Origin of the sequence: Klebsiella sp. HMSC25G12 (genome assembly GCF_001807705.1) — a bacterium.
In the GTDB taxonomy this organism is placed as follows: Bacteria; Pseudomonadota; Gammaproteobacteria; order Enterobacterales; family Enterobacteriaceae; genus Klebsiella; species Klebsiella variicola.
This window is the reverse complement of record NZ_KV789895.1, coordinates 67,666-80,721: the sequence shown is the minus strand read 5'-3', so window position 1 is coordinate 80,721 and position 13,056 is coordinate 67,666. Positions and strand designations below refer to the sequence as shown.

Sequence of the window (13,056 nt, the reverse complement as noted above, 5' to 3'; positions counted from 1 at the left end):
GTCACAGGTTCGAATCCCGTCGTAGCCACCATATTCAGGACGTATCGATACGCATCGATAATTCCGAAACAATTTGTTGGGGTATCGCCAAGCGGTAAGGCACCGGATTCTGATTCCGGCATTCCGAGGTTCGAATCCTCGTACCCCAGCCACTTAAATGCAAAAAAGCTCACTTCGGTGAGCTTTTTTGCTATTGGCGTCCTGACACGCTTACGCAGTACTGACTGCCGGGCAGGCGCTCTCCACTACGCCCCTGCCCGGGAAGCCGGTTTTACAAGCCTAAGGCATACTTCAGCGCCTGACGCTTCAACACCCCGGCGCGTTCAGCCGCCATCAGGCCAATATTACGCAGCATCCGCACCGGCGCCAGGTCATTGCTGAAACCGGCATAAAACAGATCCATCCCCGACTGCATGATAAAATTATCCGCTCGCCGCCGCGCCTGGTAGCGCTTCAGCACCGGCAGGCTGGCCCAGTCTTCGCCGCGGCCGCGCGCTTCCGCCAGGATCTCCAGCAGGGCGTCGACATCGCGATAGCCAAGGTTAACCCCCTGCCCCGCCAGCGGATGAATGGTATGCGCCGCATCGCCCACCAGCGCCAGGCCGGACTGGACATACTGCAGCGCATGACGCCGGGTAAGCGGGAAGGCGCCGGCCGCCTGCGGCGTCACACGACCCAGCCGCGCCGGAAAGTGACTGGCGATCTCCTGCTGGAGTTGCGCCATGGTCATGCCCTGCAGCTGACGGATCCGCGCCGGCGTGTCGTACCAGACCAGCGAGGCCCAGTGGTCGAACAGCGGCAGGAAGGCGCGCGGCCCGCTGGGGGTAAACTGCTGCCAGGTGCTGTCGCCGGGATCGTCGACGCATTCGACGCTGATCAGCATACAGGACTGCTGATATTGCCAGGCGTGTACGCCGATGCCGGCCATCTCCCGCACCTGAGAATTGGCGCCGTCGGCGCCGATCACCAGCCGGGCGTGGATCGCCTCTCCCTCGCGTAAATGCAGCGCGGTATGCGCCTCGCCGCGCTGCATCGCCTCCAGTTCGCTACCAACGCGCAGGGTGACCCCTTCATGCGCCGCCAGCGCTTGCCAGAGGCCCCATTGCAGGACCTTGTTCTCGACCATGTAGCCCAGCTCCGGCAGTTTGAGCTCTGCGGCGTCAAAGGCGACGTGCGCGCTCTCCCACTCCCAGGTCTCCAGACGACGATAGGCGTGGACGCGCATCGCCCGTACGGCATCCCAGACGCCGAGGCTCTTCAGCAGGCCGACCGAAGCCGCGCTGATAGCCGAGATCCGCACATCCGGGGCGGATGCCGGATCGAAAGCCGGAGGCGCCGTTTTCTCAAGCACCGTCACGGTAAATCCCTGTTGCGCCAGCCCCAACGCCAGGGCGCCGCCGACCATGCCGCCGCCTACGATGGCGACATCTGTTGCGTGAATTGTCATGGCTATTATCCTTAAAGCAGAATCCGTTAAGTTTACCGGATTTTTTGTTCCCTTGCGGTGATAACGCTCGCACTGGTCAGGGGGCGACCAAAGCATTACAATACGCGCCCTGGAAAGCGAAATTCACCCTGTATATATCCCCGCGTTTTGGATATCTATTACTGAGCATGAGCAAGTCAATGACAAAAAAACTCCATATTAAAACCTGGGGCTGTCAGATGAACGAGTATGATTCATCAAAGATGGCCGATCTGCTGGATGCGACACATGGGTATCAACTGACCGAAGTGGCGGAAGAAGCAGATGTGCTGTTGCTCAATACCTGCTCAATTCGTGAGAAGGCCCAGGAAAAAGTTTTCCATCAGCTCGGACGCTGGAAGCTGCTGAAAGAGAAAAACCCGGACCTGATTATTGGCGTTGGCGGCTGCGTGGCCTCCCAGGAAGGCGACCATATTCGTCAGCGCGCACACTATGTCGATATTATTTTCGGGCCGCAAACCCTGCACCGCCTGCCGGAGATGATTAACGCCGTGCGCGGCAACCGCAGCCCGGTGGTGGATATCAGCTTCCCGGAAATTGAAAAGTTCGATCGCCTGCCAGAGCCGCGCGCCGACGGCCCGACCGCCTTTGTTTCGATTATGGAAGGCTGCAACAAATACTGCACCTACTGTGTGGTGCCGTACACCCGCGGAGAAGAGGTCAGCCGTCCGTGCGACGATATCCTGTTTGAAATCGCCCAGCTGGCGGCGCAGGGCGTGCGTGAGGTTAATCTGCTGGGCCAGAACGTTAACGCCTGGCGCGGTGAGAATTACGACGGCACCACCGGCAGCTTTGCCGATCTGCTGCGTCTGGTCGCCGCCATCGACGGCATCGATCGCATTCGCTTCACCACCAGCCACCCGATCGAATTTACCGACGATATCATCGAGGTCTATCGCGATACGCCGGAACTAGTGAGCTTCCTGCACCTGCCGGTGCAGAGTGGTTCTGACCGGGTTCTGAATCTGATGGGACGCACCCATACCGCACTGGAGTACAAAGCGATTATTCGCAAGCTGCGTGAGGCGCGCCCGGATATTCAGATAAGCTCTGACTTTATTGTCGGCTTCCCTGGCGAAACTACAGACGATTTCGAAAAGACGATGAAGCTAATCGCCGACGTCAATTTCGATATGAGCTACAGCTTTATCTTCTCCGCTCGTCCGGGCACCCCGGCGGCCGATATGGTCGATGACGTGCCGGAGGAGGATAAAAAGCAGCGTCTGTATATTCTGCAGGAGCGGATCAACCAGCAGGCGATGGCCTGGAGCCGTCGCATGCTCGGCACGGTACAGCGCATTCTGGTGGAAGGCACGTCGCGTAAGAGCCTGATGGAGCTTTCCGGGCGCACCGAGAACAACCGCGTGGTCAACTTCGAAGGTACGCCGGATATGGTCGGTAAATTCGTCGATGTTGAAATCGTCGATGTTTACACCAACTCGCTGCGCGGCAAAATCGTGCGTACCGAGGCGGAGATGGGTCTGCGTATCGCTGAATCACCTGAATCAGTGATTGCCCGCACCCGTAAAGAGAACGATCTTGGCGTGGGTATCTATCAGCCGTGATCCCTTCAGGCCTGTCGGTTCCGGCAGGCCTTGTAATTCCTCTCTCCGTCCCTATATCTACAGCAATGCTTGCGCCATTTTCCTGTGACGTAAATAATTTCCTGATTAGCCGGCCACGCGCCGCGTCCGGCCACCTGCGTAAAGAGGAACAGTTTGAACATAGACACTCGTGAAATTACCCTGGAGCCAGCGGATAACGCACGCCTGTTAGCCTTGTGCGGCCCGTTTGACGACAATATCAAACAGCTGGAGCGTCGGTTAGGCATTGAGATCAACCGCCGTGACAATCACTTTAAACTGACCGGACGCGCTATTTGCGTACACGCCGCCGCCGATATTCTGCGCAGCCTGTATGTCGATACGGCGCCGATGCGCGGTCAGATTCAGGATATTGAGCCGGAGCAGATCCATCTGGCGATCAAAGAGGCGCGCGTGCTGGAGCAGAGCGCCGAGAGCGTGCCGGAGTACGGGAAAGCCGTCAATATCAAGACCAAGCGCGGGGTGATCAAACCGCGTACGCCGAACCAGGCGCAGTACATCGCCAATATCCTCGATCATGACATCACTTTCGGCGTGGGTCCGGCGGGGACGGGTAAAACCTATCTGGCGGTGGCGGCGGCGGTCGATGCGCTGGAGCGTCAGGAGATCCGCCGTATTCTGCTGACCCGTCCGGCCGTCGAGGCTGGCGAAAAGCTCGGCTTCCTGCCCGGCGATCTGAGCCAGAAAGTCGACCCATATCTGCGCCCGCTGTATGACGCGCTGTTTGAGATGCTCGGCTTTGAGAAAGTAGAGAAGCTGATTGAGCGTAACGTCATCGAAGTGGCCCCGCTGGCCTATATGCGCGGACGAACGCTGAATGACGCCTTTATCATTCTTGATGAAAGCCAGAACACCACCATCGAACAGATGAAGATGTTCCTGACCCGCATCGGCTTTAACTCCAAGGCGGTGATCACCGGCGACATCACGCAGATTGACCTGCCGCGCAGCACCAAATCCGGTCTGCGCCACGCCATCGAAGTGCTGGCCGAAGTCGATGAGATCAGCTTTAACTTCTTCCATAGCGAAGACGTGGTGCGCCATCCGGTGGTTGCCCGTATCGTTAACGCCTATGAGGCGTGGGAAGCCGCAGACCAGAAACGTAAAGCAGAACTGGCCGCCGAGCGCAAACGCGAAGCCCAGGAACAGGAGCAAAAATGAGTCAGGTGATCCTCGATTTACAGCTGGCCTGCGAAGAGACCAGCGGCCTGCCGGACGAAGCCCTTTTTCAGCGCTGGGTCGATGCCGTCATTCCGCCATTTCAGGAGGAGTCAGAGTTAACGATTCGTCTGGTCGATGTTGCAGAAAGCCACGAGCTGAACCTGACCTACCGCGGCAAGGATAAGCCGACCAACGTCCTCTCCTTCCCGTTTGAAGCGCCGCCGGGGATTGAAATGCCGCTGCTCGGCGATCTGATCATCTGCCGTCAGGTGGTGGAGCAGGAAGCCAGCGAGCAAGGTAAGCCGCTGGAGGCGCACTGGGCGCATATGGTGGTGCACGGCAGCCTGCATCTGCTGGGCTACGATCATATCGAAGACGACGAAGCGGAAGAGATGGAAGGCCTTGAAACAGAGATAATGCTTGCTCTGGGCTATGAGGACCCGTACATTTCCGAGAAGATTGCTGAATAGCCCCCTGCCGGATGGCGGCGCTTGCGCCGCATCCGGCCGCTGTTCCTGCATTTTGCCAGCCTGAACGTCAGGCAACCCATGCCGTCCGGCGCTGAGTTTACGCGCGACGAGCGACAGTTAAATCAACATGAGAACCCAAACGACGCCATGAGCGACGACAATTCACACAGTAGTGACACAGTAAACAGCAAAAAGGGATTTTTCTCCCTGTTACTCAGCCAGCTTTTTCACGGGGAACCGAAAAACCGTGATGAACTGCTGGCGCTGATCCGTGATTCCGGGCAGAACGATCTTATCGATGAAGATACGCGTGACATGCTCGAAGGGGTAATGGATATCGCCGACCAGCGGGTCCGCGACATTATGATCCCCCGTTCACAAATGATAACCCTGAAACGTAACCAGACGCTGGACGAGTGCCTGGATGTCATTATCGAATCCGCCCACTCGCGTTTCCCGGTCATCAGTGAAGATAAAGATCACATCGAAGGGATTCTGATGGCCAAGGATCTGCTGCCGTTTATGCGCAGCGACGCCGAAGCCTTCAGCATGGAAAAAGTGTTACGGCCGGCGGTTGTCGTCCCGGAAAGCAAGCGGGTCGACCGCATGCTGAAAGAGTTTCGCTCACAGCGCTACCATATGGCGATCGTTATTGACGAATTCGGCGGCGTCTCCGGCCTGGTGACCATTGAGGATATCCTTGAGCTCATCGTCGGGGAAATTGAAGACGAATACGACGAAGAAGAAGATATCGATTTCCGCCAGCTGAGCCGCCACACCTGGACGGTGCGCGCTCTGGCCTCCATCGAAGACTTCAACGACGCCTTCGACACGCACTTCAGCGATGAAGAAGTGGATACCATTGGCGGGCTGGTGATGCAGGCCTTCGGCCATCTGCCTGCCCGCGGCGAATCTATCGACATTGATGGTTACCAATTCAAGGTGGCAATGGCAGATAGCCGTCGTATCATTCAGGTGCATGTAAAGCTGCCCGATGACGCTCCCCAGCCGAAGCTGGAAGAGTAAGCCGCGGCGCTGAAGGTCACGGCCAGCCGGGAGACAGACCGTGGGCGATCCCCGGCTGTCCCCTCCCCCTGCTGGCAAACAGCATAGCCTGTGGCAACAGGCGTTAATTTACGGGACGATTAGCCTAAATGGTATTTGCCTCTCTTCTTGAACGCCAGCGCGTACGTCTGCTGCTGGCGCTGCTATTCGGAGCCAGCGGAACGCTGGCTTTTTCACCTTATGACTTCTGGCCGGCAGCTATCGTTTCGCTGATCGGTCTGCAGGCGTTAACCCTCAACCGACGCCCGCTGCAAAGCGCCGGGATCGGCTATTTCTGGGGATTCGGGCTGTTTGGCACCGGTATCAACTGGGTCTATGTCAGCATCGCGCAATTCGGCGGTATGCCAGGTCCGGTTAACGTCTTTCTCGTCGTTCTGCTGGCGGCCTATCTCTCGCTCTATACCGGCCTGTTTGCCGGCCTGCTCTCCCGGCTGTGGCCCAAAACCAGCTGGCTGCGGGCGGCTATCGCCGCCCCCGTCGTCTGGCAAATCACCGAGTTCCTGCGCGGCTGGGTGCTGACCGGCTTCCCATGGCTGCAGTTCGGCTATAGCCAGATCGACGGCCCGCTGAAAGGTCTCGCGCCGGTGATGGGCGTCGAGGCGATCAACTTCCTGCTGATGATGGTTAGCGGCCTGCTGGCCCTGGCCCTCGTCCAGCGTAACTGGAAGCCGCTGGCTATTGCCGCGCTGCTGCTCGCCCTGCCGTTCCCGCTGCGCTATATCCAGTGGTATCAGCTGCTGCCGGAGCGCGCGACCCAGGTCTCGCTGGTGCAAGGCGATATCCCACAGGCCATGAAGTGGGACGAGAAGCAGCTGGTCAACACCCTGAAAACCTACCTGGCGCTGACCCAGCCGCATATCGGCCACTCGCAGCTGATTATCTGGCCCGAGTCGGCGATCCCGGATCTGGAGATCAACCAGCAGCAGTTCCTCAGCATGATGGACGATCTGCTGCGCGCAAAAGACAGTTCGCTGATCACCGGCATTGTCGATGCGCGTCTCAATAAGCAGAACCGCTACGATACCTACAACACCATCATTACCCTCGGTAAAGATAACCCGTACCGCTACGACTCGACCAACCGTTACAACAAGAACCATCTGGTGCCGTTCGGTGAGTTTGTGCCGCTGGAATCGATTCTGCGTCCGCTGGCGCCGTTCTTTGACCTGCCGATGTCCTCCTTCAGCCGCGGCCCCTACGTGCAGCCGCAGCTGATGGCACATAACCTGAAGCTGACCGCCGCCATCTGCTACGAGATCATCCTCGGGGAACAGGTACGCGATAACTTCCGGCCTGATACCGACTTCCTGCTGACCATCTCCAACGACGCCTGGTTCGGTAAGTCCATCGGTCCGTGGCAACACTTCCAGATGGCGCGGATGCGCGCGCTGGAGCTGGCCCGCCCACTCCTGCGCAGCACCAACAACGGCATTACTGCGGTGATCGGCCCGCGCGGCGAGATCCAGAAGATGATCCCGCAGTTTACCCGCGAGGTGTTGACCACCACCGTGACGCCCACCAGCGGCTTAACCCCTTACGCCCGCACCGGCAACTGGCCGCTATGGGCGCTGACGGCGCTGTTAGGCTTCGCTGCGCTACTGATGAGCCTGCGTCAGCGTCGCCGATAAGTTTCTCCGCCGGCGACGCCCGTCGCCGGCATTTTTTCTCCCCGCGCCAGCCATCCTGGCACAGTCATTGCTTTATTCTCCCTGGTAGCGCCATCGTCCGACCCAGAGCAACCGGGTTGCACCATAAACGTTCGGCGGTCGCGCTATTTTGGTGCAATGGAAGATCTTTGCCTCCCATTGGTGCGGAGCACTTCGCAAAAATAAACAATAAAACAGCAAAATCTTTACATTAAGCCAAACTAAATGCTAACAAACACATACAAATGCGGCACGTGGACGCGTGCCTCGAATAACAACACACACAATCACAATGGGTATCAATAGCGCCGCTGACGCTACGGATAAGGAGTTGGATATGCAATTACGTAAACTGGCCGCCGCAATGCTGGTCATGGGTGTGACCGCCGGTCTGGCACACGCAGAAGATGCCGCCCCGGCGGCAGGCCAGAGCACCCTGGATAAGATCGCCAAAAATGGGGTTATCGTTGTCGGCCATCGTGAATCTTCAGTCCCGTTCTCTTACTACGATAACCAGCAGAAGGTTGTGGGCTACTCTCAGGACTACTCCAACGCCATCGTTGATGCCATCAAGAAAAAGCTGAACAAGCCGGACCTGCAGGTCAAACTGATCCCGGTCACCTCGCAGAACCGTATCCCGCTGCTGCAGAATGGCACCTTTGATTTCGAGTGCGGCTCAACCACCAACAACCTTGAGCGCCAGAAACAGGCGGCCTTCTCCGATACCATCTTCGTAGTCGGCACCCGTCTGCTGGTGAAGAAAGGCGGTCCGATCAAAGATTTCCCGGACCTGAAGGATAAAGCGGTCGTTGTCACCTCCGGAACCACCTCAGAGATCCTGCTGCATAAGCTGAACGATGAGAAAAAAATGAATATGCGCATTATCAGCGCCAAAGATCATGGCGACTCTTTCCGCACCCTGGAAAGCGGACGCGCCGTGGCCTTTATGATGGATGACGCTCTGCTGGCCGGCGAACGCGCCAAGGCGAAGAAACCGGATAACTGGGAAATCGTCGGCACCGCGCAGTCGAAAGAAGCCTATGGCTGCATGCTGCGTAAAGACGATCCGTCATTCAAAGCGCTGGTCGATGAAACCGTTGCCCAGGCCCAGACCTCTGGCGAAGCGGCGAAATGGTTTGATAAATGGTTCAAAAATCCAATTCCGCCGAAAAACCTTAACCTGAACTTCGAACTGTCTGACGACATGAAAGCGCTGTTCAAATCACCTAATGACAAAGCACTGAACTAATTATAACAACCAGGGGCGGGATATCCTGCCCTCCCGATGATTGTCACAGCACGGACAGACTATACGGTGGCTGGTCGTTCCCCAGCCGCCGCGAATACCGAAACAAGCTGGACAACCGTCTTCGAGGGTAGCAATGGCTACCCTTTTTTTTCCAGGAGTCATGTATGTCAATAGACTGGAACTGGGGGATATTCCTGCAACAGGCCCCCTTCGGCAACACTACCTACCTGGGCTGGCTGTGGAGCGGTTTTCAGATAACCGTCGCCCTCTCCATCTCGGCCTGGATCATCGCTTTTCTCGTCGGCTCACTGTTCGGCATTTTACGCACGGTCCCCAATCGCTTCCTCTCGGGCATTGGCACCTGCTATGTCGAACTGTTTCGCAACGTGCCGCTGATCGTGCAGTTCTTTACCTGGTACCTGGTGGTGCCGGAATTCCTGCCGGAAAATATCGGCATGTGGTTTAAATCGGAGCTGGACCCAAACATTCAGTTCTTTGTCTCCTCCATGCTGTGCCTGGGGCTGTTTACCGCCGCCCGCGTCTGCGAGCAGGTACGCGCCGCCATTCAGTCACTGCCGCGCGGGCAGAAGAACGCCGGTCTGGCGATGGGCCTGACCCTGCCGCAAACCTACCGCTACGTGCTGCTGCCGAACGCCTACCGCGTTATCGTGCCGCCGATGACCTCAGAAATGATGAACCTGGTGAAAAACTCGGCCATCGCCTCCACCATCGGTCTTGCCGATATGGCTGCGCAGGCGGGCAAGCTGCTGGACTACTCCGCTCATGCCTGGGAGTCTTTTACGGCCATCACCCTGGCCTACGTCTTCATCAACGCGGTGATTATGCTGATTATGTATGTGGTCGAGCGTAAGGTTCGCCTGCCTGGCAATATGGGAGGCAAATAATGTACGATTTTGACTGGAGTTCGATCGTTCCGTCTATGCCCTATCTGCTGGCAGGGCTGGTGATCACCCTGAAGATTACGGTGATCGCCATCGTGGTCGGTATCGTCTGGGGCACCCTGCTGGCGGTGATGCGCCTGTCCAGCTTTCTGCCGCTGGCCTGGTTTGCTAAAACCTACGTTAACGTATTCCGTTCTATCCCGCTGGTGATGGTCCTGCTGTGGTTCTATCTGATTGTCCCGGGCTTCCTGCAGAACGTGCTGGGGCTGTCGCCGAAAACGGATATTCGCCTGATCTCGGCGATGGTGGCCTTTTCGATGTTCGAAGCCGCCTACTACTCAGAGATTATCCGCGCCGGCATCCAGAGCATCTCCCGCGGCCAGTCCGGCGCCGCGTTGGCGCTGGGGATGACCCACTGGCAGTCAATGCGGCTGGTGATCCTGCCGCAGGCCTTCCGCGCCATGGTGCCGCTGCTGCTTACCCAGGGGATCGTCCTGTTCCAGGATACCTCGTTGGTGTATGTATTGAGCCTCGCCGACTTCTTCCGTACCGCCTCCACCATTGGTGAGCGCGACGGAACCCAGGTCGAAATGATCCTGTTCGCGGGCGGCGTCTATTTTGTGATTAGCCTCAGCGCCTCGCTGTTGGTCAGCTGGTTGAAGAAAAGGACTGTGTAATGATTACCCTGAAAAACGTTTCAAAATGGTATGGTCACTTTCAGGTGCTGACCGATTGCTCCACGGAAGTGAAAAAAGGCGAAGTCGTGGTGGTCTGCGGGCCGTCAGGCTCCGGTAAATCCACGCTGATTAAAACCGTAAACGGCCTTGAGCCTGTGCAACAGGGGCAGATTATCGTCGACGGCACCGTGGTTAACGATAAAAAGACCAACCTGGCTAAACTGCGCTCGCACGTCGGAATGGTCTTTCAGCATTTTGAACTGTTCCCTCATCTGTCGATTATCGACAACCTGACGCTGGCGCAGGTCAAAGTGCTTAACCGCGATAAAGCATCAGCGCGCAAGAAAGGCCTCAAATTGCTGGAGCGCGTTGGCCTGGCGGCGCATGCGGAAAAATATCCGGCGCAGCTCTCCGGTGGTCAGCAGCAGCGCGTGGCCATTGCCCGTGCCCTGTGTATGGACCCGATCGCTATGCTGTTTGATGAGCCCACCTCAGCGCTTGACCCGGAGATGATTAACGAGGTGCTGGACGTCATGGTCGAACTGGCCAACGAGGGGATGACCATGATGGTCGTGACCCATGAAATGGGTTTTGCCCGCAAGGTGGCGAACCGGGTGATCTTTATGGATGAAGGGAAGATTGTCGAAGATGCCGATAAAGAAGCCTTCTTTGCCAATCCGCAATCCGATCGCGCCAAAGATTTCCTCGCCAAAATTCTGCATTAATCGTTATTCGCTGCGCATACCGCCCGGTATGCGCAGCTTATCTTTCCCGCCATATTATTCTTCTATATTATTTATGCGGCCGGTTATCGCTACTATCATTTACGTACAAAATAAACCTCAGTGATAAAAGCTGAACTTATTTATTAAATTGATCAATTCATAAAGAATTCACTAATGAATTCGTGGATCTGCTTCACTACCGCCGCTAGCATATAACGCCTCGTAACAGGTTCGTCGCACGATTATTTTATTAATTGAATATAATATTCTTGCCTGACCTCGCCTGCGCGAAATAAAGGCCATCAATATTCTCTGCCGCACGCAGAATAACGGATGCGCCACCGAACCAATGAAACAAATGGATATTGCTTCATGTTAATTCGATCTCGCACGCTCACCGGGCTACTGTTTATCACGCTGGCGGGCACCTCAGCCGCCGGGGCCGCACAGTTGACCACCTCGGCTCACCAGACGGAACAGGATAAAGCCCGCCAGGAGGCGCTGGCGCCACAGCAACAGGACTTTCAGTCTTCACAACAGCGCGTGGCGCCGCAGGGTATCCCTTTCCCTGAGGAAACGCATTGTAAATTGATCAACCGGGTCGATATCGACTCCGATAACCAGGCGCTCACCCGGAAATTACTGGCGAAAACCGCGCAGCAGGCGCAGGGCCGCTGCCTCGGCAGCGAAGGTATTCGCCTGCTGGCCTATACCTTGCAAAACGAGCTGATTGCGCAAGGCTACATCACCTCGCTGATTGATGTGCCCTCCCAGTCGCTGGAGCAGGGCATGCTCAGGTTGACGCTGCACTATGGCAAAGTGGGCGCTATCGGCTATGCCGACGGCTCGGACACCACCCGCCTGTGGAATTCACTGCCAACCTCTTCCGGCACAATCCTGCGCTTAAGCGATCTTGAGCAGGGGATGGCCAATCTGCAGCGTCTGCCCGGCGCCACGGCGCACATGAAACTGCTGCCAGGCCAGCACGAGGGAGAAAGCGATATCCAGATTGCCCGCAGCCTGGCGAAAAAATGGCAGCTTGGCGCCTGGCTTGACGACGCCGGCAGCAAAGCCAGCGGCCGCTACCAGGCCGGCGGCGCCCTCTATCTCTATGACCTGACCACCCTCAACGATATCCTGTACCTTTCCGGCGGGGGCGATATTGAATTCAATCAGCATAACGACGGCAACCACAACGGCAGCCTGTATTACTCCATCCCCTTCGGCTACTGGACACTAAGCGCCTACGGGGCATACAGCCAGTATCGCCAGCAGTTTAACGGCAACTGGTCGACGATGGATTATAAGAGTAAAAATCGCTACTACAGCGCCACGCTGAGTCGTCTGCTCTCCCACACCCGGCAGCAAAAAACCACCGCCGACCTGCGGATCGCCAAGAGTACCTCGCATTATTACTTTGGCGGCAGTGAGCTACTGGTGATGCGCAAGCAGAACCCCTCATGGGAATTCACCCTCAACCACCAGCACTACTTTAACAAAAAGATTGTTGATGCCAGCATCGGCATCCAGCGCAGCCTGCCGTGGCTCAGCTCAACGCCAACGCCGGAGGAAAAGGCCGGGTTATACAGCCCGCTGTCACGGATCGTGCATGGTAATCTGCAGGCGCTAATGAAATTTGACGCCACCGGCGACAAATTTACCTGGGCTCCCCGCTTGAGCGCCCAGTTCAGCCCGGACAAACTCGCTTCCGATAATAAATTCAATATTGGCAGTCGCTGGAGCGTGCGCGGTTTTGACGGTGAAAACAGCCTGTCCGGCAATCAGGGATGGTACTGGCGCAACGATTTTATCTGGGATCTGCCCACCCACGAGCGGCAATTCTATCTGGGCGCGGATGTGGGTCGCCTTATTGGCGCCGATCTGTATCAAAAAGGCAAAGTCCTTTCCGGCGCCGTCAGCGGCCTGCGCGGACAATTATGGTCAACGCAATACGATCTGTTTATTAGCACCCCGCTCAGTAAACCGGATACGTTTCATAGCGACGCCCTGAATATGGGCTTTTCATTACAGTGGAGGTATTAATTCAATCATTATCGACCCTTTCAGCTAC

The 13,056-nt window shown here is 56.9% G+C and carries 11 protein-coding genes and 2 tRNA genes (1 of these 13 only partly in view); 12 read left to right on the top strand and 1 reads right to left on the bottom strand.

Annotated elements, in window-relative coordinates:
* Positions 1–31: transfer RNA gene (locus tag HMPREF3096_RS15140), tRNA-OTHER, on the top strand (it extends 51 nt beyond the left edge of the window).
* Between the two features lie 46 nt (positions 32–77).
* Positions 78–152: transfer RNA gene (locus HMPREF3096_RS15135), tRNA-Gln, on the top strand.
* Between the two features lie 119 nt (positions 153–271).
* On the opposite strand, the gene ubiF is transcribed toward HMPREF3096_RS15135, so the two are convergent.
* A complete protein-coding gene (gene ubiF / locus HMPREF3096_RS15130; RefSeq protein ID WP_032729656.1) occupies positions 272–1,447 on the bottom strand; it encodes a 3-demethoxyubiquinol 3-hydroxylase in 1,176 nt (391 codons plus the stop codon).
* A gap of 179 nt (positions 1,448–1,626) precedes the next feature.
* Between ubiF and miaB the strand changes: the two genes are divergently transcribed.
* The 10 genes from miaB (at position 1,627) to HMPREF3096_RS15080 (ending at position 13,028) form a co-directional block, all read left to right on the top strand.
* Positions 1,627–3,051, top strand: a complete 1,425-nt coding sequence (miaB, locus tag HMPREF3096_RS15125; RefSeq protein ID WP_012542448.1) for a tRNA (N6-isopentenyl adenosine(37)-C2)-methylthiotransferase MiaB — start codon at positions 1,627–1,629, stop codon at positions 3,049–3,051.
* Positions 3,052–3,204: 153 nt separating this feature from the next.
* Positions 3,205–4,251, top strand: a complete 1,047-nt coding sequence (locus HMPREF3096_RS15120; RefSeq protein WP_008805649.1) for a PhoH family protein — start codon at positions 3,205–3,207, stop codon at positions 4,249–4,251.
* Positions 4,248–4,721 carry an rRNA maturation RNase YbeY gene (ybeY, locus tag HMPREF3096_RS15115; protein WP_002894722.1) on the top strand — a complete coding sequence of 158 codons (474 nt, stop codon included), beginning with the start codon at positions 4,248–4,250 and terminating at the stop codon, positions 4,719–4,721. Before HMPREF3096_RS15120 ends, ybeY begins: the two co-directional genes overlap by 4 nt.
* Before the next feature lie 147 nt (positions 4,722–4,868).
* Positions 4,869–5,747: a CNNM family magnesium/cobalt transport protein CorC gene (corC, locus tag HMPREF3096_RS15110; protein WP_004197606.1), complete on the top strand. Its 879-nt coding sequence runs from the start codon at positions 4,869–4,871 to the stop codon at positions 5,745–5,747.
* Positions 5,748–5,875: 128 nt separating this feature from the next.
* A complete protein-coding gene (gene lnt, locus HMPREF3096_RS15105; protein WP_070544518.1) occupies positions 5,876–7,414 on the top strand; it encodes an apolipoprotein N-acyltransferase in 1,539 nt (512 codons plus the stop codon).
* 355 nt (positions 7,415–7,769) lie between these two features.
* Positions 7,770–8,681 (top strand): amino acid ABC transporter substrate-binding protein, encoded by a 912-nt coding sequence (locus HMPREF3096_RS15100; protein ID WP_012542450.1) that lies wholly within the window; start codon positions 7,770–7,772, stop codon positions 8,679–8,681.
* A 164-nt stretch (positions 8,682–8,845) separates the two neighbouring features.
* The gene (locus HMPREF3096_RS15095; RefSeq protein WP_002894709.1) at positions 8,846–9,586 is read left to right on the top strand and encodes an amino acid ABC transporter permease; all 741 of its coding nucleotides are present in this window, start codon (positions 8,846–8,848) and stop codon (positions 9,584–9,586) included.
* Complete coding sequence (gene gltK / locus HMPREF3096_RS15090; protein ID WP_012542451.1) at positions 9,586–10,260, top strand: glutamate/aspartate ABC transporter permease GltK; 675 nt, start codon at positions 9,586–9,588, stop codon at positions 10,258–10,260. Before HMPREF3096_RS15095 ends, gltK begins: the two co-directional genes overlap by 1 nt.
* Positions 10,260–10,985: an amino acid ABC transporter ATP-binding protein gene (locus tag HMPREF3096_RS15085; RefSeq protein WP_008805645.1), complete on the top strand. Its 726-nt coding sequence runs from the start codon at positions 10,260–10,262 to the stop codon at positions 10,983–10,985. The genes gltK and HMPREF3096_RS15085 overlap by 1 nt, the downstream gene beginning before the upstream one ends.
* A gap of 372 nt (positions 10,986–11,357) precedes the next feature.
* Positions 11,358–13,028, top strand: a complete 1,671-nt coding sequence (locus HMPREF3096_RS15080) for a ShlB/FhaC/HecB family hemolysin secretion/activation protein (protein WP_032729649.1) — start codon at positions 11,358–11,360, stop codon at positions 13,026–13,028.
* Positions 13,029–13,056: the final 28 nt, after the last annotated feature.

Coding starts and splice junctions, on each gene's coding strand:
- miaB (WP_012542448.1), top strand. CDS start 1,627: ATGACAAAAAAACTCCATATTAAAACCTGGGGCTGTCAGATGAACGAG.
- HMPREF3096_RS15095 (WP_002894709.1), top strand. CDS start 8,846: ATGTCAATAGACTGGAACTGGGGGATATTCCTGCAACAGGCCCCCTTC.
- ubiF (WP_032729656.1), bottom strand. CDS start 1,447: ATGACAATTCACGCAACAGATGTCGCCATCGTAGGCGGCGGCATGGTC.
- gltK (WP_012542451.1), top strand. CDS start 9,586: ATGTACGATTTTGACTGGAGTTCGATCGTTCCGTCTATGCCCTATCTG.
- HMPREF3096_RS15080 (WP_032729649.1), top strand. CDS start 11,358: ATGTTAATTCGATCTCGCACGCTCACCGGGCTACTGTTTATCACGCTG.
- HMPREF3096_RS15100 (WP_012542450.1), top strand. CDS start 7,770: ATGCAATTACGTAAACTGGCCGCCGCAATGCTGGTCATGGGTGTGACC.
- HMPREF3096_RS15085 (WP_008805645.1), top strand. CDS start 10,260: ATGATTACCCTGAAAAACGTTTCAAAATGGTATGGTCACTTTCAGGTG.
- corC (WP_004197606.1), top strand. CDS start 4,869: ATGAGCGACGACAATTCACACAGTAGTGACACAGTAAACAGCAAAAAG.
- ybeY (WP_002894722.1), top strand. CDS start 4,248: ATGAGTCAGGTGATCCTCGATTTACAGCTGGCCTGCGAAGAGACCAGC.
- lnt (WP_070544518.1), top strand. CDS start 5,876: ATGGTATTTGCCTCTCTTCTTGAACGCCAGCGCGTACGTCTGCTGCTG.